This window comes from Kribbella sp. NPDC003557, assembly GCF_040610805.1.
Classification (GTDB): Bacteria; Actinomycetota; Actinomycetes; order Propionibacteriales; family Kribbellaceae; genus Kribbella.
Window position 1 is genome coordinate 193,521 of sequence record NZ_JBEXMY010000004.1, and the last position, 22,053, is coordinate 215,573.

The 22,053-nt window shown below is 69.3% G+C and carries 17 protein-coding genes; 1 reads left to right on the forward strand and 16 read right to left on the reverse strand.

From position 1 onward, the window contains the following. Positions 1-31 precede the first annotated feature (31 nt). Positions 32-1,948, reverse strand: a complete 1,917-nt coding sequence (locus ABZW60_RS17520; RefSeq protein ID WP_355477926.1) for an acyl-CoA dehydrogenase family protein — start codon at positions 1,946-1,948, stop codon at positions 32-34. A 50-nt stretch (positions 1,949-1,998) separates the two neighbouring features. Beyond that, positions 1,999-2,274, reverse strand: coding sequence for a hypothetical protein (locus ABZW60_RS17525; protein ID WP_355477928.1), 276 nt, complete (start codon positions 2,272-2,274; stop codon positions 1,999-2,001). A gap of 158 nt (positions 2,275-2,432) precedes the next feature. Between ABZW60_RS17525 and ABZW60_RS17530 the strand changes: the two genes are divergently transcribed. Beyond that, the gene (locus ABZW60_RS17530) at positions 2,433-3,227 is read left to right on the forward strand and encodes an NPP1 family protein (RefSeq protein ID WP_355477930.1); all 795 of its coding nucleotides are present in this window, start codon (positions 2,433-2,435) and stop codon (positions 3,225-3,227) included. 21 nt (positions 3,228-3,248) lie between these two features. Here ABZW60_RS17530 and ABZW60_RS17535 read toward each other — a convergent pair whose 3' ends face one another. From ABZW60_RS17535 to ABZW60_RS17600, 14 genes are all read right to left on the reverse strand, one after another. Then, positions 3,249-3,872: a helix-turn-helix domain-containing protein gene (locus ABZW60_RS17535; RefSeq protein WP_355477932.1), complete on the reverse strand. Its 624-nt coding sequence runs from the start codon at positions 3,870-3,872 to the stop codon at positions 3,249-3,251. Continuing rightward, positions 3,869-4,801 (reverse strand): GTP-binding protein LepA, encoded by a 933-nt coding sequence (locus ABZW60_RS17540; RefSeq protein ID WP_355477934.1) that lies wholly within the window; start codon positions 4,799-4,801, stop codon positions 3,869-3,871. Before ABZW60_RS17540 ends, ABZW60_RS17535 begins: the two co-directional genes overlap by 4 nt. 179 nt (positions 4,802-4,980) lie before the next feature. Then, a complete protein-coding gene (locus tag ABZW60_RS17545) occupies positions 4,981-7,545 on the reverse strand; it encodes a X2-like carbohydrate binding domain-containing protein (protein WP_355477936.1) in 2,565 nt (854 codons plus the stop codon). A 61-nt stretch (positions 7,546-7,606) separates the two neighbouring features. After that, entirely contained in the window at positions 7,607-9,247 is a 1,641-nt protein-coding gene (locus ABZW60_RS17550) for a carboxylesterase family protein (RefSeq protein ID WP_355477938.1), read from the reverse strand. Then, positions 9,244-9,711 (reverse strand): hypothetical protein, encoded by a 468-nt coding sequence (locus ABZW60_RS17555; RefSeq protein WP_355477940.1) that lies wholly within the window; start codon positions 9,709-9,711, stop codon positions 9,244-9,246. The genes ABZW60_RS17550 and ABZW60_RS17555 overlap by 4 nt, the downstream gene beginning before the upstream one ends. A 109-nt stretch (positions 9,712-9,820) precedes the next feature. Next, positions 9,821-11,200 carry a glucose-6-phosphate dehydrogenase gene (locus tag ABZW60_RS17560; RefSeq protein WP_355477942.1) on the reverse strand — a complete coding sequence of 460 codons (1,380 nt, stop codon included), beginning with the start codon at positions 11,198-11,200 and terminating at the stop codon, positions 9,821-9,823. Between the two features lie 36 nt (positions 11,201-11,236). After that, positions 11,237-12,505 carry a hypothetical protein gene (locus ABZW60_RS17565; RefSeq protein ID WP_355477944.1) on the reverse strand — a complete coding sequence of 423 codons (1,269 nt, stop codon included), beginning with the start codon at positions 12,503-12,505 and terminating at the stop codon, positions 11,237-11,239. A gap of 58 nt (positions 12,506-12,563) precedes the next feature. Next, complete coding sequence (locus ABZW60_RS17570; protein ID WP_355477946.1) at positions 12,564-14,642, reverse strand: AAA family ATPase; 2,079 nt, start codon at positions 14,640-14,642, stop codon at positions 12,564-12,566. Positions 14,643-14,712: 70 nt separating this feature from the next. Next, positions 14,713-15,093 carry an immunity protein YezG family protein gene (locus tag ABZW60_RS17575; RefSeq protein WP_355477948.1) on the reverse strand — a complete coding sequence of 127 codons (381 nt, stop codon included), beginning with the start codon at positions 15,091-15,093 and terminating at the stop codon, positions 14,713-14,715. Then, on the reverse strand, positions 15,090-15,746 hold the full coding sequence (locus tag ABZW60_RS17580) for a DNA/RNA non-specific endonuclease (protein ID WP_355477950.1): 657 nt from the start codon (positions 15,744-15,746) through the stop codon (positions 15,090-15,092). The genes ABZW60_RS17575 and ABZW60_RS17580 overlap by 4 nt, the downstream gene beginning before the upstream one ends. Before the next feature lie 25 nt (positions 15,747-15,771). Beyond that, positions 15,772-18,453, reverse strand: a complete 2,682-nt coding sequence (locus ABZW60_RS17585) for an alkaline phosphatase family protein (RefSeq protein ID WP_355477952.1) — start codon at positions 18,451-18,453, stop codon at positions 15,772-15,774. A gap of 74 nt (positions 18,454-18,527) precedes the next feature. Further along, positions 18,528-19,901, reverse strand: a complete 1,374-nt coding sequence (locus ABZW60_RS17590) for an ABC transporter permease (RefSeq protein ID WP_355477954.1) — start codon at positions 19,899-19,901, stop codon at positions 18,528-18,530. After that, entirely contained in the window at positions 19,901-20,845 is a 945-nt protein-coding gene (locus ABZW60_RS17595; protein WP_355477956.1) for an ABC transporter ATP-binding protein, read from the reverse strand. Before ABZW60_RS17595 ends, ABZW60_RS17590 begins: the two co-directional genes overlap by 1 nt. Before the next feature lie 100 nt (positions 20,846-20,945). After that, positions 20,946-21,962: a ferritin-like protein gene (locus ABZW60_RS17600; protein WP_355477958.1), complete on the reverse strand. Its 1,017-nt coding sequence runs from the start codon at positions 21,960-21,962 to the stop codon at positions 20,946-20,948. Positions 21,963-22,053: the final 91 nt, after the last annotated feature.

Here is a 22,053-nt window from a genome sequence, read left to right on the forward strand (position 1 = left end):
CGCCGGGTGCCGACGTACACGTCCGGGTTCGTCAGCGGTAGTGCCGGTGGAGGTTGTCGGCCTTCGAGGGGCCGGCCGTCCACTCGGCGATCCACGGGCCGGTGCCCTCGGACGGGTCGACGATGCCGGTTTCGAGCCAGGTGTAGGCGCCGGCGAGAACTCTCGCGGCGGTTCGGCGGTCGGTGTCGTCGGTGTTCGACCAGAGGGCGTCGAACAATCGCTCCACCCGGACCCTCGACTGCTCGCAGAAGGCGCCCGCCAGCTCGTACGCCGTTTCGCCCTGCGCCCGGTCTGTTGTTCTGAGCGTGTCGGCGTAGGAACAGGCGGCGGCCATCGCGAACAGCTCGGCGCCGATGTCCACGATCCGGCCCAGGAAACCCTGCCGGTATTCGAGTTTCGCCTGCCAGCGCGCCATCCCGTAGAACGTCTGCCGGGCCAGCTTGCGAGCCGACCGCTCGACGTAGCGCAGGTGCTTGGCGAGCGGGCCGAACTCGCCGTACGAACGGGGCACGGATCCCTTGCCGACGGCGAGTTGCGGCAGCCACTTCGCGTAGAAGCCGCTCGCCCCGACCGCCGCGCGCGCCTTGTCCTGGAGACCTGCGTCGGCCGACGCGAGATCGCCTGCCGCGGCCAGGTGCGCATCGACGGCCTCGCGGGCGATCAGCAGGTGCATGATCTCGGTCGATCCCTCGAAGATCCGGTTGATCCGCAGGTCGCGCAGCACCTGCTCGGCCGGTACGGCGCGTTCGCCGCGGGCCGCCAGCGAGTCCGCGGTCTCGTAGCCGCGTCCGCCGCGGATCTGCACCAGCTCGTCGGCGATCTTCCACGCCATCTCGCTCGCCCACAGCTTCGCCAGCGCGGCCTCGATCCGGATGTCCTTACCGCCCGCGTCGGCCAGCCGCGCGGACAGCGCGAGCACCGACTCGAGTCCGAACGTGGTCGCGGCGACGAACGAGATCTTCTCCGCGACGGCGGCGTGCTCCCCGACCGGCCGTCCCCACTGGACCCGCGCCGCGGACCATTCACGGGCGATCTTCAGGCACCACTTGCCGGCCGCGGTGCACGTCGCGGGGATGGACAGCCGGCCGGTGTTCAAGGTGGTCAGAGCGATGCGCAGGCCGTCGCCCTCCCGCCCGAGCCGGTTCCCGGCCGGGACACGGACCTGGTGGAACCGCGTCACGCCGTTCTCGATCCCGCGCAGTCCCATGAACGCGTTGCGGTTCTCGACGGTGATGCCGGGCGCGTCCGCCTCCACCACGAACGCGCTGATCCCGCCGCGTTGTCCGTCGTGTTCCGGAACTCGGGCCATCACCACGACCAGCTCGGCGATGACGCCGTTCGTCGTCCACAGCTTCACGCCGTCCAGCAGGTACGCCGTACCGTCGTCGGTCGGCGTCGCGGTCGACGCGAGCCGCGCCGGGTCCGAGCCGACGTCCGGCTCGGTCAGCAGGAACGCGGTGACGGCTCCGGCGGCGCAGCGCGGCAGGAACTCCTGCTTCTGCTCGTCGGTCCCGAACTGCTTGACCGGCTCGGGCACGCCGATCGACTGGTGCGCCGAGACCAGCGCGCCGAGGCTGGGATGGACCGAGGCGATCAGCATCAGGGCCTCGCCGTAGTACGTCATCGGCAGGCCGAGACCGCCGTACGCCGTGGGGATCTTGATCCCGAACACGCCGAGCTCGGCCAGGCCTCGGAGGTACTCGTCCGGGATCTTCGCGTCGCGTTCGATCAGCGCGCCGTCCAGCGTCTCGCAGTACGCCCGGAGCCGCGCGAGGAACTCGTCGCCGCGCGCGGTCTCCTCGGCGGTCCCGACGCGCGGCTGCGGATGGATCAGCGACAGGTCGAAGTCGCCCAGGTACAGCTTCTTGGCGAAGCTCGGCCTCGTCCACTCGGTCTCCCGCGCCGCCTCGGCAACCGACCGCGCCTCCCGCTCGCTGACCTGCGCCATGCTGCCTCCCTCCGATCTACCCGCTGGTACCCGGCGGGCTCAGGGACCAATCAGACATGGACGGCGAGCGCCGCGACGAGCACCGAGAGCGCCACGCCGCCCAGGATGATCAAGGCAACGATCAGCAGCGGGCTCTCGTCGGACGGTGGCCCGTGATCGCCGACCTGGTCGAGCCGGTCAAGGTCGGGTCCCCAGCCGAACGGGCCCGACCACCGTTGCTCGCCGTGGGCGGCTCCTGGCAACGGGTGACGGCCGTAGGTCGGCATGGATCCATCGGGCAGTGCGGGCGGCGGATGACGAAGCTCCGCCTGCTCCTCGTCAGGCACGTGTCCTCCCGGCACAGCCGCCGTTCCTCACGGTCTCCCCACCGCGGCAGCTGACCGTTCCCACTCTATCCATCCGACGTCTAGGCGGGAGTGGCCAATTCCTGCCATTCTCGTTCTCGTTCCTTTCCGCCCTGAATTAAGTTTCGAAGGAGCAATCGATGCAGGACTCCGCCCCACCCCGCCGCGGCCTGCGCAGGACGCTCGGCGTCGTGCTCGGCACCGCCGCACTGACCGTCACGTCGGCCGCGCTGGCGTACGCCGCCCCGCCGCCGCACCTGCCGCAGAACGCCGGCGGCTACGAGCAGTCGTTCTCACCGGCGTACGACTACGACACCGACGGCTGCTACGCCACACCCGCGATCGGACCCGACGGCACGCTCAACCCGGGCCTGAACCCGACCGGCGCCGTGAACGGCAACTGCCGTGACCAGTCCGACCTCGACAACTCCCAGACCTACGCCCGCTCGAAGTGCAACAACGGCTGGTGCGCGATCGTCTACGCCAGCTACTTCGAGAAGGACCAGGCCGTCCCCGGCAGCAGCCTCGGCGGCCACCGGCACGACTGGGAGCACGTGATCTCCTGGGTGAACCAGTCCGCCAACCAGGTCGAGTACGTGACCACGACCCAGCACTCGAGCCAGGTCACCTACACCCGCTCGCAGGTCCGCTTCGACGGCTCGCACCCGAAGGTCGTCTACCACAAGGACGGCGCCGGCACGCACTTCTTCCGGCTCGCCAACAGCAACGACGAGCCGCCCGAGAACCACTACCACGACTGGCGCTACCCGCCGCTCGTCGACTGGAACGGCTACCCCAGTACGGCGCTGCGGGACACGCTGATGACCGCCGACTTCGGCTCCGCGACGATCAAGATCACCGACAAGGACGACCGGTTCCGCAATCTGCTGAACGCTTCCAAGCCGTCGGGGATCCCGTTCGACCCCTGGGCCTGACCGTCCGGCCGGCGTGCGCGCTCAGTCCCGGGCGCGCACGCCCCCGGTCAGCGACTCGGCGATCAGGTCGATCATCGCGGTGTGGCGTTTGACGGCCGTGTCGGCCTGCCCGAGCGCGACCGTGTCGAGGAAGACCCGGGCGACCACCAGTTCCGCGGCCGCCTGCACCCGCTCGGGTTCGGCCACGACGTCGTCGGCGCCGGACAGGACGTCGGCGATCGTGTCGGTCGCCTCGGCGAACAGCTCGGCCGCCCGGGACGCGATCTCCGGCCGCCCCTGCGCCTCGCGGAACACGATGATCCGGGCCGCGCGGTCGTTCTCCAGCTCCTCGGCCATCGCCGCGACGATCGCGCGCAACCGCCGCCGGACCGTCCGGCCGCGTGCCGCGGACCGCAGGACCTCGCTCGGCGCCGGGCGCTCCTGCACCACCGCGAGCAGCAGGTCGAGCTTGGTGGCGAAGTGGTAGAACACCAGCCCCGACGGCACGCCGGCCTCGGTCGCGATCCGGGCCGTCGAGGTCGCGTCGTACCCGTGCTCGGCGAACAGCCGCTCGGCGTTCTCGATGATGAGCTGCCGCTTCGACGGCCGCCCGGTCGGACGTCCCGGGTGTCGCGTGGGATGGCGCGCGTGCGCGTGGGTGGTCATGAGCCTGCTGGTTGGGCCGCCGGCCAGACCTCGCCTCTCCGCTCGGCAGCGAGCACGGCGGCCCGCTTGAGGGACTTGAACACGTAGTCCGGCACCCGCAGCCCGCGCCGGTGCGCGAACATCAGCTCGTACTCGGCGCGGCCGACCTGGCGCGCGTACTCGCGCAGCTCCGCCTCGCCGCCGTCGCTCATCTTCAGCCTGTCCATCACGTCCCCGAAATCAGCCACCTGCCGCTTGTTGTAGGCACCGACTACTTCGAACGTACGCTTCCGCAGGCCGCGCGTCAGCCATTTCTGCCACCCCGACAACTGGTCCCACAGCTGCTGGGCGGCCATCTGGTAGTACGCGAAGTGCCCCGGCTCCTGGCGGCGGATCGGCGTGACCACCGTCGCGGCGATGGCGCGCTCGCCGAGCTCGACCAGCCCGGCGTGAAGCTTGTTGTAGGCAAGGACCGCGGAGCGCTCGGTGGCCAGCCCGGTCAGGTAGTAGAGCATCCGGCTGATGTCCTGCACGCCCGGCATCCGGCCGAGCGCACCGAGCAGCTTCAGGCTGAACGACACCTGGTCCAGGTTCGCCTCGTGCGGGTCGACACCGATCAGCTGCTGCAGCTTGTCCAGGATCTGCCCGTGCCGGGTCTCCTGCGGCATCCACACGTCGGCGTAGAAGTGCCGGTCGACCTCGGGTGGATCGGGCAGCAGGATGTTGAGCTCCAGCACGTTCCGCTCGACCTCGAGCTCGACCCGGGTCATGTAGGCCAGGACCGGCCCGAAGCGGTCGGCGAGCAGGCCGGGCTTCTTCATCGTGTAGTCGACACTGCCGAGCTCGATCGGCGGATGCTCCTCGCCCAGCCGATCGACGTGGTCGGCGAGCCGGGAGTCTTCGCGCCGGCGACCACGCCGGCGCGGAACGGTCAGATCGCTCAACGACATAAGGCGGCACCTCGCTCGTTCGTCGGGGATGCCAACGTGATCCCCCAAGGCAAGGCTAACAAAGTAACTGACTGATCAGTCAGTCAGAGCGCCACCAGTTCTGTGACCCCGGCAACACGACGGCGGGTGGCGGTCCCGAGGACCGCCACCCGCCGCAATGCTTTGTATTACTGGGCAATCTATTTGGCGACGGAATACCGGAGCGCGTCGTTGCGCAGCACGTCGCCGTTGACCTTGACGATGCGCACCACGTGTTGCGCGTTCTTCAGTCCGGTCGCGGAGAACACCGTCTTGTTCGTCACCCGGGCATCGCCGTGCAGGTGCACCCGGCGGACCAGCTTGCCGTCGACGTACACGTCCGCGTCGCCCTGGTCCGGGGCGAGCGCCGTACTCCAGTCCACGCCGGTGCCGGTGAACGTGAGGCTGACCGCCGCACCGTCGGCCTTGGTGGCGTGGATGTCGTCGCGGTAGTCACCGCGGAACCGGACGTCGAGCGCCGCGTTGCCGACCGGCAGGGTCGCGAGGTACGCCTTGCTGATCGTCACCAGGTTGCCGTTGACGGTGTAGTCGGCGCCCTTCACCAGGTCCTTGCCCGCGTTCGCGATGCCGTCCAGTTCGCCCGGGTCACGCCCGAGCTGGACGCTGACGTCGACCGGCGCGCCCTTGTCGAACGTCGCGGTGTCCGGGGTGAGCAGGCTCTCCTGCCGGATGTTCAGCTTGTCGAGCAGCATGAACTGGCCGGACTTCTTCACACCGCGGATCGTGTGGCTGCCGTTCGGCAGGTCCGAGACGCTGTACACGACCTGCTGGGGTTTGTTGTGCCCCTGGGCCGGATCCAGGTAGGTGCTCACGGTCTGCTTGAACTCGCCGTCGATGTAGATGTCGACGTCGCCCTGCCCCGGATCGGTCTCGGTCACGTAGTCGACGCCGGTACCGACGAAGCTGTACGAGAACGAGTCCCCGTTCCCCTCCGTCCACTGCACGTCGTCCTGGTAGTCACCCAGCCCGCGGCCGCCGCTGTAGTTCCAGTTGCCCTGGTAGACGATCTGCGAGTTGTTGTTGTTGATCTCGACCGTCCTGGTGCCGACGTCCGCCGTAGCAGTCGCTGTCGCCGCCGTCGCCGCCTGGTCGGTGTCGCCGGCCGGTGCCAGCTTCTTCGCGAGCGCACCCTGCGGCTCGGTCGCCTGCTTCGCCTGCGGGGCGCCGGCGGACGAGTCCGTCACGCCGACGGTCAGGGCCTGCGAGACCGCGGGAACCTCGTAGTTCTTGTTGCGCTCCCACACTCCGTCGTACGCGACCCGCGGGTCGTCGTCGTTGACGGTGATCGCGGCGCCCTTCTGCGGCGTGACCTTCAGCAGCCGGACGCCGTGGATCGGGACGTCCTTCGCGGTGTAGCCGGAAGCGAACGTGCCGAGGTCCTTGCGGGCCCACAGGTCGCGCACCGCCGCGGCGCCGTTCAGGCCGAGGTCGGAGAAGTTCACGGTCATGTCGGCGTCGGTCTGGCCGAGGTTGAACAGGGCAACGGTGTACGAGCTGTCCGGGTTGAGCGCGAACCACACCTGGCGGTTGGTCTTCATGGACAGCGGATGCGCGGGACGGCCGGCCTGGTTGACCGCGATCACCTCGCGGTTGGTCAGCAGCTCGAGACCGTACGAGTCCAGCCGGGTCATGTCGTTGCCGACGTACATCGGCGCCGCGGACACCGCCCACAGCGTGGCCGCTGTCCGCCGTTCGTCCTTGGTGAGACCGTCCATCTGGCCGTTGCCGACGTCGAGCGAGTCGAGGTCGTTCCAGCCGCCCGGCCCCGCGTGCCGCCACCACTCGGCGAGCTTCGGGAACAGCCGGTTGATGTTCGGCCAGGCGGTGAGCGCCGTACCGGTGCAGTAGCACTCGACGTCCCACTCGATCCGCCAGCCGTTGGCGTACTGCTTCCAGGTGTCGGCGTAGTTGATGTCCAGCGCCCAGGACAGCTCGAGCCAGATGTTGCGCCGCTTCAGCGCCTGCGACCACGCCTTCACGTCGTCACGGGCGTCCACCGACAGGTCGCTGATGCCCGAACCCGGCGTCACGCTGTCGAACTTGAGGAAGTCCAGGCCCCACGAGCCGAACAGGTCGGCGATCGAGTCGATGTACTTCTGCGCGCACGGCTTCGAGAAGTCGATGCGGTAGCCGATGCCCCAGTAGTCGCCCTTCTGCAGCGGCTGCACCGGCAGGTCGGCGGTCGTGCACCCCGGGGCGTTGTAGATCGGCAGCTTGGCGTCGATGACGGCCTTGCTGATGCCGGGGATCGTGTAGAGACCGACCTTCTGGCCGTTGGCGTGGATGTGGTCGATGACCGCCTGCAGGCCGTTCGGGTACAGCTTCGCGCTCGGCTTCGGCCGGCCGTACTCGTCGATGCCGTCGTTCCAGCCGGCGTCGATGTTGATGTATTCGTACCCGTACGGCTGCAGCTTCGCGTGCATCGCGTCGGACTGGGCGATCAGCTGATCCGCCGTGATCCAGCTGCCGCCGTTCGGGTTGTAGACCTGCATGCTGTAGCTGCTCCAGCCCATGTACGGCTTGAGCGCCTTGTCCCCCGCCGGCCCGGACAGCCCGGTCGCGGCGACGGTGGCGCTGGTCGGTGCTGGTGCTGCCGGTGATGCTGGTGCTGCTGTCGACGTACTCAAACCTGTCGGCAGCAGCCCAGCGACTACGAGCCCCGCAAGCGCGGCTCGCAACACCCTGCTCCGAACGGATCTGGTCATGGCGGTGACCTCTTCCCAAGAGAACTTCTCAGAAACCGAATCGGATAGGATATTGGAACTATTACTTAACCTTGTCAAGATTCTGTGCGAAAGTGGCACAGTGATGACGGGCCGCGAAGTCCGTCGAGACCTGCGCCGCCGGGAGCTCCAGCGACAGGACCTTGCCGTACGACGGCCAGTGAACCGCGGCTGTCGACGGGCTGCCGGTTGCCGCGAACTTGACCCAGGCCGCGCGCATCGTGTCCGCGAGCTTGGTCTGCTCGGCGTTCAGCGGGACCGGGAAGGGGGCGTTCGGAAGGTCGAACAGGTACCACATCTCGGAGCCGTGGGTGGCCACGTCAACGAGGCCTGCCGGAGCGAAGAGGAAGGGGGCCGTGTCGTCGTTGAACTCGTAGCCGTAGGTCGGTACGTGGCGCGCGGTCCAGGTGTTGACCTGATCCACACCGCAGGCGAAGGTCGCGTCGCCGATCAACGTGCCGAACGCCTTGTCAGGTGTCGGGTAGGCCGACAGCGGGTAGTCGGCGGCGATGGCTGCGGCTTGGGTCGGCGTGATCCGCAGAGCGGAGGCGATGTTGGACTGGTAGTTGTCCGCGGTGACCGGGCTCGTGTAGGCGACGTTGTAGCCGCGGCTGACCACGCGGCCGCCCAGTGTGAAGAGGGCCTCCTCGTCGTGGTTGCTGCCGTTCAGGATCGTCACGTGGTTGAACCGGCCGGCCGCGAGCGCGGTCCCGATCGACTCCTTCAGCACCGCGCCGTCGACCACGCCGGGGATCAGCGCGGTCGCCGTGGAGATGTTGTCGACGAGCGTCTGCACGGGAGCCTTGCGCAGGCAGTCCGCGGACTGATCGGCGCAGCCGACCTTCGTGGCGAACTCCTTGCCGAAGGCCTCCGCCTTCGCCAGCGGCTCCTGCTCCAGCGCGAACGCTCCGCTCTCCACGATCGCCCGCTGGAACAGACCCTTCGAGCTGCGGGACGTGACGTGCGCGAGCACCGACAGCCCGCCCGCCGACTCACCGGCGATCGTGACATTGTGCGGGTCCCCGCCGAACCGTCCGATGTTGCGCTGCACCCAGCGCAACGCGGCCTGCTGGTCCATCAGCCCGTAGTTGCCGGCCGCTCCCCCCGATTCCAGCGCCGGGTGGGCGAGGAATCCCAGGGCGCCGAGCCGGTAGTTGACGGTCACGACGACCGCTCCGGCCTTCGCCAGCTTCGTGCCGTCGTAGTTCGAGCCGCTGTCGCCGGTCAGTCCGCCGCCGTGGATCCACACCAGCACCGGCTTCTTGACGACCGGGTGCAGCGCCGGTGTCGTGACGTTCAGGAACAGGCAGTCCTCGGAGAGGGCGGCGCTCGGCGGAGCGACCACGCTCGGCGCCTGCGGACAGCTCGCGCCGTACGAGGTGGCGTCGCGGACGCCGTACCAGCCGGCGGCCGGCTGCGGCGGGCGCCAGCGCAGGTTCCCGGTCGGTGCGGCGGCGTACGGCACACCCCGGAACGACGACGTGCCGTCGGCGGACAGGCCGCGCACGGCGCCCTTGTCGGTGGCAACGACCGGACTTGCCTCGGAGGTCGAGATGGCAGTGGAAGCGGTGGTGGAGCTGGCGTCGGCCGCGCCGGCGGCGGTCAGTGCGCCGGCGCCGACCGCCAGCACCGCGGCCGCGGCGCCGAGCAGGACGCGCGGGCGCCGGGAACGGATGATTCTCATGCGTCGTGTACCTCGTTCGTCAGGGGGTAGCGGGCCTCGATCGCCCGGAGGGTGCCGGCGAATGCCTTGCCCAGGACCTGCTTGCCGACCAGCGCGAACAGGGCGCCGACCAGGCGGCCCTTCACGTTCTTGCCGTCCCGGACCACGACCGCGTCGATCGCGGTCGTGCCGTCGGCACGCTCGGTGAGCGTGTAGGTGTGGCCGGACGCGCCGCCCCAGTGGCTGGAGTCGGTCGTCGTCAGGACGATGTGCCGCGGGTCGGACCAGTCGTAGCTGAGTCGCTCCCACACACCGCCGGCACCCTCGGTGACATCGGCGTACCCCGGTCCCTGACTGTGGACGCGGAGGTAGTCGTCGTGGCTGTTGGCGAAGAGTTCCGCGCGGCCGGGCCCGAAGTCGGTCAGCCCCGCGACGAACTGCTCAGGCTTCAGCGTGGTCACCGCGCTGAAGTGGATGGTGGTCATGGATCCGTTCCTATGCTCGAGAGTGAATCGCTACTGCCTTCACTCTCCAGCCCGTCGACCACCCGTCGCCCCAGGGTAAGTCCCTGGTCCCGTGGTGACAGCCGCGCGGCTAGGCGGCGGACTCCCGCTCCGCCTGCCAGTCGGCCGGACCGTCGGAACCGGCGCCGTACTCCTCCAGCGGCACCTCGTCGGCCCGCCAAGCAGCCACCACGGGCTCGACGATCTCCCAGCACCGCTCGGCCACGTCACCGCGCACCGACAGCAGCGGGTCACCGCGCAGGATGCCGTTCAGCACCTCGCCGTACGGGAGCACCGCCGACGACGGCAGCGTCGCGTCCAGGAACACCTGGCCCATCGTGTACGGGCCGTCGACGCCGAGCGCCGGGACGGACAGCGACAGCTCGCCCGGATTCAGGCCGATGCGCAGCGTTTCGCCGTCGCGGCCGCCGTGCAGGCCCGACGGGAGATGCCGCAGGGGCTTGAACTTGATCACGATCTCCTTGCGCGCGGCACCGAGCGCCTTGCCCGAGCGCAGCGTGAACGGGACACCGGCCCACCGGTTCGTCCCCACCTCGACCGTCACCTCGGCCAGCGTCTCGGTCGCCCGGTCCCGGTCGACGCCCGCTTCGTCGGCGTACGACGGAACGACGCGACCGTCGGCGACGCCCGCGGTGTACCGGGCGCGCCGGCTCGCCTCGATCGCCGAGCCGCCGTACAGATGGGTGCTGCGGAGCGCGCGGGCCATCTCGCTGCGGACCTCGACGGCGTCCATCGTGGCTGGGGCGTCCATCGCCAGCAGCGCGAGGACGAGCAGCAGGTGGCTCTGGATCATGTCCACCAGGGCGCCCGCGTTGTCGTAGTACTGGGCGCGGCCCTCGAGGCCGAGCGTCTCGTCGTACACGATCTCGACGCTCTCGATGTGTTCGGCGTTCCAGACCGGCTCGAAGAGGCGGTTGGCGAACCGCAGGCCGATCAGGTTCAGCACCGCGGTGCGGCCGAGGAAGTGGTCGACGCGGTGCACGTTCTCCTCGGGGACGAGGTCGCCGACGAGCTTGTTCAGCGCGGCGGCGGAGGCGGCGTCGGTGCCGAACGGCTTCTCGAACGCCAGCTCGGTGCCGTCGGGGAGGTCGGCCTCCTGCAGCTTCGCGACGATCTCGGTCGTCACGGCCGGCGGCAGCGAGAAGTACAGCACCGGGGCCGGCCCGGCGAGCTCCAGCAGCGCGCGCAGGTGCGCGGCGTCCGTCGGGTCGCCGGCGACGTACTGCGTGGTCGCCAGGGTGTCGGCCGCGGCGGGGCTCAGCTCGCTTCCGAACGCGGACCGGACGCGGTCCGTCCACTCGTCCGCGGCGAGCGGCGAGCGGCCGGTGCCGATGATCCGCACGCTGGAGGCGCGCGGCCCGGCGAGCAGACTGCCCAGGCCGGGCAGCAGCAACCGCGAGCTCAGGTCGCCGCTGGCACCGAAGATGACGACGGTTCGTTGACTCAACACGGTCAAACTCAACCATGTCAGGGGCAACCGCATTCCCTACCCGGCGGTTGTCTCAACGGGTGGGTACGGCGCCTCGGCGAGGCCGAGGTTGCGCCAGACGAACCGCGGCACCCGGCCGAGGAAGCCGCGCAGGTACGCCGAGCAGAACGCGATCGCGGGCTGGCTGTGTTCCCCCGGCGAGAACCAGACCCAGTCCTCCTCGATCCGGAACGGCGCGCCCGGCGTCGCCATCAGGTACTCCATCTGGCGCGGATGGATCACGTCGTACGCGAACTTCGTGTCCGCCGCGTTGACCGCGAACCGCTCGTTGAACGCGTTGCTCTCGAAGCCGATGCCCTTGCGCAGCCCACGCTGCGCGACGCTCAGCGGCGGCATCCGGATCGGCAACTGGAACCCGAGGATCGGTTCGGAATGGTGGTCGGTCACGGTCCGGGTCTGCGAGTTGCCGTTGCTGTCGGTGTACGTCTCGGTGTGCGACGTCTTCCAGTGGTGCTCGAACGCGACGAACGGCGGACCGTCGCCGTCCCGGCCGCGGATCACGTCCTCGGTGCGGTGACCGTAACCGCCGCGATTGACCGGCGTGTACTGCAGCAGGCTGTCGTCGACCCCGACCCAGTACCACTCCGGGTGGTGGTAGAACCTCAGCCGCGGCTCCGGCTCCGGCTGGACCCAGTGGTCGAGCGGTGTCGCGTCGATCGCCGCCGCGATCGCGCCGAGCTGGTCCAGCCAGGGACCGAGCTGCTCGATCTCCTTCCGGGGCGGGTTCAGCACGACGACCTGGTCGCCGTCGACACCGAGGTTCACGCCCGGCTGACCGGCGGCCATCGCGTTGAGCTGGACACACAGCTGCGGGGTCATCACCTCGTGCGCGAACGCCGGGTCCATCGCGCCGACCTGCCACCCCGGCCCGAGCTGCGCCGGGGCGGCCACGCCGTGCGCGAGGACGCCGTACCGGGGCGCGGTCTCGCCGCCGGTGATCCACAGCTCGGGGAGCCGGCGCGACAGGGTCACCATGCCGACCCAGCCGGACCAGTACGCCGACTTGTACTCGATCACCTGGAAGGGCCGGCCGGCGGCGGTCAGCCCGGTGATCTGATCGTCGGGTTTGCGCGCGAAACCGAGACCGAACGGCGGGTTGCTCAGCCGGGCGACCGCGTCGAACGTCGGGCTGTTGACGAACGCCCAGCCGCGCTGACGGATCGAGCCGATGTACTGCTGCCGGCGGACGAGCGCGACGATCCCCCAGGCGATCGCGGCCACCACCAGCAGCAGCGCGATCGCCATCAGGATGATCAGTCCGCTCACGTCCGCTCTCCCCCGCTCCGCTCCGTCCGGCTGCCTGCACGATAGCGTCGCGGTGGGATCAGGCCAGGGCGTCCGGCAGCGGTTCGGCGTGGATGATCTGCAGGCGGCTGACGGCCCGGGTGAGGACGACGTACAGGCGGTGCAGGCCGCGGGGCTCGGCGGCCACGATGTGCGCCGGCTCGGCGACCACGACCGCGTCGAACTCCAGGCCCTTGGCCAGCGTGGCCGGCACGCAGACCAGCCGGACGGTGTCGATCTCGTCCTCGGTCTCGCCGAGCATGGCCGTTTCGAGCCCGGCCGCGGTGATGGCATCCCGCAGTCCGGCGACCTGGTCGTCCGCCGCGATCAGCGCCACCGAACCTTCACCGGCGAGCGCGGCCCGGCACTCGGCGACCACCTGGTCGGCGAACGTCGACGCGTCGGCGGTCACGATGCCCAGCGCGTCGGCAACCGTCCGGACGCCGCTCGGGGTGCCGAGCGTCGGCGCGATCGCCGGCAGCAGCTTGGCCGCGAAGTTGATGATCTGGGCCGGCACCCGGAACCCGCGGTCGAGCTCGGCCACCACGCCGTCGCTCTTGCCGAGATGACCGAGCACCCGGTCCCACGATCCGGCGGCCCACGGCGTCGTCGCCTGCGCGAGATCGCCGAGCACCGTCGCCGAGCCCGTGCGGCAGCGCCGGCCGAGTGCTCGCAGCTGCATCGCCGACAGGTCCTGGGCCTCGTCCAGCACCAGGTGCCCGAGCGATCCGGTCCGCCGCTCGATCAGGTCCTCGAGCTCGTCGAGCAGGACCGTGTCCGCGAACGACCACTTCGCCGACTTCCACGAGCGCGGCGGCTTCGTCCACACCAGCGCGGCCCGTTCCTCGTCCGTCAGCTCCGGGGCCGCCGCGGCCAGGAAGTCGGCGTCCGAGAGCAGGCGGTGCAGGATCTGCTCGGGGACGACGCGGGGCCAGACCGCGTCCAGCACGTCCTTCACGGGCTTGGAACGTGCGACCGCGTTCTGCACGCGATCGTCGGGCGACTCGGCCCGCTCCTCCATCCGGACCAGCACGACGTGCGCGATCCGCTGCGCGAGAGCGTTCCGGCCGGGCGCGTACCGGGTCGACTCGCGCAGGTCCGACACGATGTCGACGACCTCGTAGTCGTGCACCCGGTAGCGCCGGGAGCCCTTGCTGTACAGGACTCCCTCGGTCGGCGTCCCGACGTACGACCACAGGGCGCGGCGCAGGACGCCGGCCATCCGCGCGTCACCCTTCAGGGCCTCGGCGGCCGGCTGGTCCGTCGCCGCGAACGGGCGAGTGAGCAGCTCGTCGATCGTGATCTGCCGGACGTCGACCTCACCCAGTGCGGGCAGGACCTTGCGGATGTAGGACAGGAACGACCGGTTCGGGCCGACGATCACGACGCCGCCGCGGCCGAGCCGGTCCCGTTCGGTGTAGAGCAGGTAGGCGACGCGGTGCAGACCGACTGCGGTCTTCCCGGTGCCGGGCGCACCCTGCACGCACACGCTGGGGTGCAGCGGGGCGCGGACCAGGTCGTCCTGCTCGGGCTGGATGGTGGCCACGATGTCGCGCATCGGGCCGGTGCGCGGACGCTCGATCTCGGACCGCAGGAACTTGTCCGCCTGGTCCGAATCGACGGCCCCGGTCAGCGGCTCGTCCTCGAAGCCGGTCAGCTCGGCGTGGTCGGAGAACCCGTAGCGGCGGCGCATCAGCACGCGTCGCCGGTCGGTCTGGGTCGCCCGGTAGAAGGGCACCGACACCGGCGCGCGCCAGTCGATCACCAGCGGGACGCCGGTCCCGTCGTGGACGTGGCGGCGGCCGATGTAGATCTGGTCCAGGTCCTCGATCGTGCCGTGCTCGTAGTCGAGCCGGCCGAAGAACAGGGGTACGTCGGGCAGGTCTAGGAGCGCGTGGGTGCGCCGCTCCTTGGCCCGCTGGTTGGCCTCGTTGGTGAAGCGTTCGTCGTTGTCCTCGCCGCCGATGACCTGGACCTCACGGTCCACGACCTCGGCGTACATACCGCGCAGGGCGGTGCGGGCTTGGGAGAGATAGGCGCGTTCGGCCTCTAGTTCCGGTTCGACCATCGTCGAGGAGCCTCGAATCGTGAGCTGGGTCCCGCCCCGGAGCAGATCCATCCGGTTCGATTCGATCCCGAAAAAGACAGGCGAGCGACGCTACCAGCAGCTCTCGGTCGTCACCACCGATTTATTTCATCCAGGCGGGCACGTGCTCCGGGTCCCGGGGAAACGTGGACAGGTCCTCGGCGTAGATGCCTTCGTCGACCGGGATCGACCAGGCCGGCCGGTTGTCGTAGTCGAAGTCGGTCGCGAAGTGCCCGGTGGAGGTGACGGTCAGCTTCGCCGTCAACCACGCGCCCTTGCCCGGCTGGTACATCTCCCGCCGCAGCTCCTCGAACTGGTCCTCGAGCCCTTCCGGCAGCGGATCCAGTTGCGCACCGTCGACGTCGGCGTCCAGCTCGGCGTACGACGTCGTGGCGCGGTACACCGCGGACACCTGCTGCCACTGCGCGGGCAGGTCCGCCACCAGCGCGCGGGCGATGGTGTCGATGACAGCGATCTCGCTCATCCAGTTCCTCGGGCCGTCGGCTTGGTCTCTCTGAAGATACGCCTCGGCGATCGTTCGCCCTGACTGCGCGACACCACGGTCCGGCTCGACGGCCGCAGCGTCGTCCCGTTCGCGTGCTTGACGTCGATCGCGGCGTGCACCTGGACGCCGGCGACCCGCATCGCCTGCCAGGTCTGTTCCATCCGGCGCCAGTTCTCGCTGCCCCTGACCGCACGATTCTGCTCCTGCGACTGCGCGGTCAGGTTGATCGACTCCCCCGGCCCGTCGAACACCGTCGCGAACAGGTGCCCGCCGTCGTCGGTCCGCTGCCGGTCGGGCACGCCGGCCTCCCGCTGCGCCTCGACGTTGCGGCGCTCGTCGTTCTCCGCAGTGGGCAGCCGGCCGAGCCAGCCTTCGGCATGCGAGACCCGGCCGTGGTCGTCGGTGACGTACAGGTACCGCTCGTCGACCACGTACACGGCCGACGGCTCCGGCTCCATCAGCGAGTTGTTCCAGTCGCCGATGTGTCCCGACTCCTCCTTGTGCACCGGCAGCCGGGCGTACCGCTCCGGGACGACCGGTACGTCGTCCGGGCCGTAACCGACCGCGCGGACGTCGGCCGGATCGGCGGGTTGCTCGATCCGGGCCGACGCCCGCGACGGTTGGTCAGGCATGCGCTCTTTGTACCGGCCGAAGGTGTCAGCCGTCGTTCTCGGCGGCCGGGATCACCGCGCCGGGAACGTTCTGCGGCGCGAAGATCTGGGCCTCACCCGGGTAGGGCAGGGACCAGCTGTGCGCCTCGTACCAGTTGTAGTGGTTCATCTGGGCCGGGTTCGCGAAGTCGGCCCGGGCGTTCGGACCGGTGGTGCGCTGCTGGTCCTTCCACGCCGACCACTGCGCCGCCATCGACTCCATGCCGGCCGGTACGGACACCGCCGGGGCGGCCGCGACGGTCGGGTTCTGCGCCGCCGGCACGTCGAGACCGCAGGACGGCGGGGTCTTCAGGCCGTCGGTCAGCGCGACCCGGTTGGGCAGCGCCGTGAACGGCGTGAAGTCCGGCTTGGGGGTGAAGGCACCGAACATCGGAGTGGCCGCGGTGTCCTTCTGGTTCATCGGCTTCATCCCGAGGATCTGCTCGATGGTCCGGATCATCGTGATCTGGGTGTAGTAGTGGCTGTCCACCGCACCGTGCTGCGCGTACGGGCTGATGATCTGGATCGGCGCCCGGTGCCCGTCGACGTGGTCGAGACCGGCCTGCGAGTCGTCCTCGACGACGAAGATCGCCGAGTCCTTCCAGTACTTGCTGTGGGTGATCTCGTCGACGATCCGGCCGGTGGCCAGGTCGTTGTCCGCGACCTGCGCCGGACCGTTGGCCGGACCACCGGTGTGGTCGTTGGACAACCAGAACATGTTCAGGTTCGCCGGGCCGTTCTTGCGGAAGTCCTTGCGCCAGATCTCGGTCTTGTAGATGTCCGGGACGCTCGTGTCGAACTGCGGGAAGCCCTGCACCGACACGTCGTTCAGCGACGGGATCGCCGAGCCGGTCGTGATCGGGTACTTGGTGTCCGCCCCGGTCGCGATCATGTTCTTGGTGTCGCAATAGTAGTTCTGCCAGGTGCCGTCGGCCGGCTTCTGCTCGATCGACAGGAACTCGCCGTAGTTCTTCACGGTCTTCCCGGCCGCCTGCACACCGGTCCACAGGAAGCCGCTCTTCTGGTGGCCGAGGGCATCGTTCTCGGTGTCGTAGCTGCGCAGGTACTCACCGGCCGAGGACTCGGTGTACTCCGGGTTGTCGGCCTGCATCAGCCAGTTGTGGCCCTCGGCGGAGTTCGTGCCGATGTCGTAGGTGTTGTCGTACAACCCGAACTGCCGGGCCAGCGCGTGCTGGTTCGGCGTGACGTTCTCGCCGTACTGCGTCAGCGCCGCGTCGCCGTTGCCCTCCGGCATGTCGCCGTACACCTGGTCGTACGTCCGGTTCTCCTTGACGATCAGGAACACGTGCTTGATCGTCGACGGGTCACCGAGCTTCGCCGGGACCGGCACCGGGTTGCGGTGCCCCTGACCAGTGTCAGAACCGGTCGCGACCTGCGCCGAGCCCTTCGTCCAGCCGTTCTGGTCGAAGACGGTCTGCGTGTACTTCTTGATCGCGTGGTCGTCCGGCAGCTGGAACTTGGTCAGGCTCGACGTGGTGTCGTGGGTGCCGTGACCGGCAGCGGTGGTCTCGCGACGGGCGTCGACCCCGCGGGTGTTGGACACCACGATGTCCTTGCCCACCTGCGCGAGCTCCGCCGGGAAGTAGTCGGTCGGCAGCAGGCCGACGTAGCTGACCGGCTCGAGCGGGTTGCGGTACTTGTAGACCGCGACCGCGTTCGCACGGCCGAGCGACACCAGCAGGTGACCGTCGTCGGTGAGCGTGACGCCGTCCGGCTCGTAGCCGACCGAGGCTTCCGCCCAGGGCTGCGTCGCGATGGTCTGGACGACCTTGTCCCGCTTGGTGTCGATCACGGACACCGAGTTGGTGGCGGTGTTGGTGACGAACACGGCGCCGTTCTTGGCGTAGATCGCCGTCGGGTGCAGGCCGACGTCGATACTGGCCGGCGCGGCCGACGGGTTCGACAGGTCGATCACGCTGACCGTACCGGTGGTGGTGATCGCGTTCCGGTTGGACACGACATCGGTGCCGTACGAGTTGACCGTCAGGTCGCCGGGCTTGGCCGTGCGGCCGCCCTCGTTGCTGACGTACAGCTTGGTGCCGACCATCACCATGTCACGCGGCGCGTTGCCGGTCGCCCAGCTCTGCTTGATCGCGCCGGTCGCGGTGTCGATCGCGACCACCTTGTTCTGGCCGTTCACCGCGGAGTACACGGTCGAGCTGTCCGCGGAGAACACCGCCTCGGCCGCCAGCGAATGCTTCGCGCCGTCGGCCGGGATCGCGACGAACGCCGGGTTCGCCAGCGTGCCGTCCGAATTCACGGTGAACTTCCGGTAGCCGTCGGTCTGCCCGAGCCAGACCTGCTTGCCGTCCGGCGAGTACGTCGGGCCTTCCTGGCCGACGTCGTTGCCGGGGATCTTCAGGTCCGCGGCGGCGTTGTTGCCGACGTACTGCTGGACCTTCCAGTTCTTCAGGTCGATGATCGCCAGCGCCATCCCACCGTCGGTCACGGAGGCGGCCAGGTGGCTGCCGTCCGGGCTGACGGTGGACGACATGATCTTGCCCTTCTGGAGGACGAGCCGGTCGCCGAGCGGCTTGATGTACTGGTCGGCGGCGACGACCTGGCCCTTGTCGGTCACCTGCCCGACCTGGTCGTGACCGAAGCCGGTCGTCGAGGCGACAGCGGTACCGGCCAGCGTCACCGCGACGGCCGTCGTACCGGCTGTCACCAGTGGTACCCTGCGCCGGAGGGGACCGGACGATCTCTTTTCGTCACGCCTGCGGCGTGTTACCTGCATGGGTGCTATCCCTTCGGGTTGACAGGTAGCAGTTCGATGTTGCCGTCGAACTGCCACAGGGGGTTCGGTTCGTCCCCGGACGGGGTGCGGACCAGGAAGAAGCCGTTCACTTCTTTCGGTCCGTCCCCGTCGGCCACGTACCGACCGAGTGGGTTGATGTCGAGCTGGTAGATCGCCGAGCCGGCCGCGGCCACGCCGGGGATGTGCCAGCTGACGACGCAGCGCCAGTCGTTGCCGGGTCCGCGCGCCGCGACCTGGTCGCCGCCCTTGGTGCACTCGGCGCCTGCTTGCAGCTGGTCCTCGGTGACGTCGGCGCGGTTCAGCTGTTTGGTCTGCAGCCGGTACAGGTGCGCGAACTCGACCGCGACCGCCCGCTGCACCTTGTCCTGGTCGATGCCCGATCCGAAGCCGGTCACCGGGGCCACGGCCGCCGTCGTCACGCCGAGCAGTACGACGAGAGGCAGCAGGCCGGCCGTCAGCGCGAGCCGGCCCGATCCGTCGTGGGTCGGGTTGGTGAAGTCACGGCGGACGAACAGGAAGTAGGCGAGACCGGTCGCCACGAGAGCCCAGACCAGGCTGACGATCACGCCGATCAGCAGCGGGCCGAGCTGCGCCGGGCTGGTGAACAAGCCGTTCCAGCTGATGAACGCGTAGCCCGGCAGCGCCAGGCGGAAGGCCACCGGAACCGGGAGCTGCTGGACGATCTGCATCGCGAGCGCGACCACGGCCGGGAGCAGCAGGCCCATCGGCGAGCGGCCGAGCGCGACCGAACCGAGTAGCCCGATCGCCGCCAGCGCGAGGGTCGGCGCGAGCGCGCACAACCAGGCGAGGAAGACGGTGCCGACCGCACTGCCCGGCGACAGCAGGTGGCCGTCGAGGCCGATCAGTTGCCGGTTGCCGACGACCAGCAGACCGCTGATCGTGCTCGACACCACCAGGCCGATCACCAGTACGAGGATCACGGTCAGGCTGGACAGCGCCTTCGACACGAAGATCCGGCGCGGCGAGCGGACCGCGACCAGCAGATGCCGCCAGGTGCCGAGGCGGTCCTCGGACGCGAACACGTCACCGGCGATCAGCGACGTCAGCAGCGGCAGCGCCCACGAGCCGGAGAAGCCCAGCAGAACAAGGGGTCCGGCCCAGCCGGTGGCGTGCATCCACCGGCCGAACAACGTGTCGACCGGCAGCGAGGCCTGCTGGCTGACCACGGCGACGAAGAGCGCCGGCGCCAGCCAGCACGCGACGATCAGCACGCGGACGCGCCACTGCGTGAGCAGCTTGACGAGCTCGAACCGGTAGCCGCGGAGAATGGGTACACGACGGACCGCGGGGGTCTCGGGGGTCTCGGATGTCTCGGGGGCAGCCGCGGTGGCTGTCATCAGTTGGTCTCCTGCTGCTCGGTGAGGGCGAGGAACGCGGCCTCGAGGGGCGACACCACCGGCGCGAGTTCGCGGACGGCGATGTCGTCGCGGACCAGCCGCTTCACGAACTCGTCCAGCGTCGGCACGGACGCCGAGACCACAAGGACCTCGACACCGTCCTGTACGGCGTCCTGCGCGCGGAGGCGGAGACCCGCCGTACCGATGGCGTGGCGCCGGGCGGCCGTCGGGTCGGAGGTACGGATCCGGTAGTCGAGCTCGCTGGTCTCCGAGGCCAGCTTGCTGATCGGGCCCGAGAACGCGACGCGCCCGGTCGACAGGATCGTCACCTCGGAGCAGAGCGCCTCGACGTCGTCCATGCGGTGGCTCGACAGCATCACCGCCGTACCGTCCGCGGCGAGCCGGGTGAGGACGCCGTACACGTGCTTCTTGCCGGCGGGGTCGAGGCCGTTGGACGGCTCGTCGAGGATGAGCAGCCGCGGCTTCGTGAGCAACGCCGCGGCGAGGCCGAGGCGCTGGCGCATGCCGAGCGAGAAGCCGCGCACCCGGTCGTCGGCCACGTCGGTCAGCCCGACCTGGTCGATGGCGTCGTCGATGTCCATCGTGTTGTCGCCCGTGTTGTCGCCGCGGAGAGCTGCCAGGGCGGCGAGGTTCTGCCGGGCGGTCATCGCGGGGTACAGGCCGGGGCCGTCGACGAAGCCGGCGACGCCTTCAGGGACGGCGAGGGCGCGGCCGACCGGCGTACCGAGGATCTCCAGGGCGCCGCGGTCGGGAACGGCGAGACCGAGCAGGAGCCCGAGGAGCGTGGTCTTGCCGGCTCCGTTCGGTCCGACCAGGCCGTGGATCTGGCCGGGGGCGACGTCGAGGTCTACACCGTCGAGCGCGACGACCTCACCGAAATACTTGGTGATGTCGCGGGCACGGACAGTGGGCGGGGCGTCCATGGTTAATACATTAGAAAGCAATGTACGGCGAAGTGAAGACCGAAGGTTAACTATTGGCGAACTGGGAGGAACTCCTTTCAGCTCGGCTCTCAGCGGCCTCTCAGTCTCGCTGCTCCGGATCGACGTACTGGAAGGTCGGACCAGCTGTCGTGTGGTCGTCCTCGCTCAGCTGCATCAGTTTCAGGGCTTCGGATTTGAGCCCGAACATCGCGCGGACCGCGTCCCGGATCAGGGCCGGCTCACCGGTGAACGCCTGCTCCAGCAGGAACAGTAGCGTGCAATAGGTGTTGTCGAACTGCTCCTGCGCGGCGCGGATCTGTGCGTTGTCCGAGCGGTGCGGGTTCACCTGCATCGGCGAGACGCCGGTCAGGTCGACCGTCACCGGCTCGCCGGTCGGACCGGACTGTGGGGTGTCGCCGCGCTGGTAGCGGCGGCCGAGCTTCAGTTCCTGGAACCGGTAGTAGTGCGCGACCTCGTCACGATCCGGGTGGAAGATGTCGTGATCGCCGTCCCAGACCTCGCCCCGCGACGTACCTTCACCCTGCTCGACGATCTCGTCCAGCGCGGCCAGTGCGGACGCGAGGTCGGTGACCGGCTGCAGCGTGCCGCCGGTGTGGTGGAACGGGCCGGCCGTCACCTGGCGGGCTTGGTCGCCGGAGAACAGCTTGTCCTCGCCGAGCGTCTCAGCCAGGTACCGCAGGCCGTCTTCGATCGCGTCGTAGAACTGTCCGATGGTTTCGTAGTCGTCGCCCTCGGCCGGAGAGCTGGGCGCTTCGGGCTTCTCCAGACGCAGGAACATTTCCAGCGCATCCGGACCGAACGGCAACAGCGACAGGTCGATCGAGCTGTGCGGGAGTTGGCGCGGATACCCGGGAAGCAGCTCCGGCCGGTCGAGCCGCGGTTCGCCACCGACGGCGTTCAGCAGGTTGGACACCAGCGAGAGATGAATCATCTCCTCGACGAACACGCTGCTCACCAGCTCGACCGCGTCCAGGTTTCGCGCCGGGTCCAGTGAGTACAGGGCACACAGATACGGCGGGAGCGTCGCGTGCTCGAGCTCGATCGCCCACTGCAGGTGCTCGTGGAGACTGTCCAGGGTCTCGATGCGCTGGTTCATACCTGAAGAGACAGACCAACCCCCTCCCCTGTGACCGTCACACCGGGTCTTCCTGCCTGGTCTCTCAGTACAGACCGATCAACCGGAAGGT

Bases quoted from the DNA above. Each gene is read 5' to 3' on its own strand.
- ABZW60_RS17520 (WP_355477926.1), bottom strand. From the start codon at position 1,948: ATGGCGCAGGTCAGCGAGCGGGAGGCGCGGTCGGTTGCCGAGGCGGCG.
- ABZW60_RS17530 (WP_355477930.1), top strand. From the start codon at position 2,433: ATGCAGGACTCCGCCCCACCCCGCCGCGGCCTGCGCAGGACGCTCGGC.
- ABZW60_RS17535 (WP_355477932.1), bottom strand. From the start codon at position 3,872: ATGACCACCCACGCGCACGCGCGCCATCCCACGCGACACCCGGGACGT.
- ABZW60_RS17540 (WP_355477934.1), bottom strand. From the start codon at position 4,801: ATGTCGTTGAGCGATCTGACCGTTCCGCGCCGGCGTGGTCGCCGGCGC.
- ABZW60_RS17545 (WP_355477936.1), bottom strand. From the start codon at position 7,545: ATGACCAGATCCGTTCGGAGCAGGGTGTTGCGAGCCGCGCTTGCGGGG.
- ABZW60_RS17550 (WP_355477938.1), bottom strand. From the start codon at position 9,247: ATGAGAATCATCCGTTCCCGGCGCCCGCGCGTCCTGCTCGGCGCCGCG.
- ABZW60_RS17555 (WP_355477940.1), bottom strand. From the start codon at position 9,711: ATGACCACCATCCACTTCAGCGCGGTGACCACGCTGAAGCCTGAGCAG.
- ABZW60_RS17570 (WP_355477946.1), bottom strand. From the start codon at position 14,642: ATGGATCTGCTCCGGGGCGGGACCCAGCTCACGATTCGAGGCTCCTCG.
- ABZW60_RS17575 (WP_355477948.1), bottom strand. From the start codon at position 15,093: ATGAGCGAGATCGCTGTCATCGACACCATCGCCCGCGCGCTGGTGGCG.
- ABZW60_RS17580 (WP_355477950.1), bottom strand. From the start codon at position 15,746: ATGCCTGACCAACCGTCGCGGGCGTCGGCCCGGATCGAGCAACCCGCC.
- ABZW60_RS17590 (WP_355477954.1), bottom strand. From the start codon at position 19,901: ATGACAGCCACCGCGGCTGCCCCCGAGACATCCGAGACCCCCGAGACC.
- ABZW60_RS17595 (WP_355477956.1), bottom strand. From the start codon at position 20,845: ATGGACGCCCCGCCCACTGTCCGTGCCCGCGACATCACCAAGTATTTC.
- ABZW60_RS17600 (WP_355477958.1), bottom strand. From the start codon at position 21,962: ATGAACCAGCGCATCGAGACCCTGGACAGTCTCCACGAGCACCTGCAG.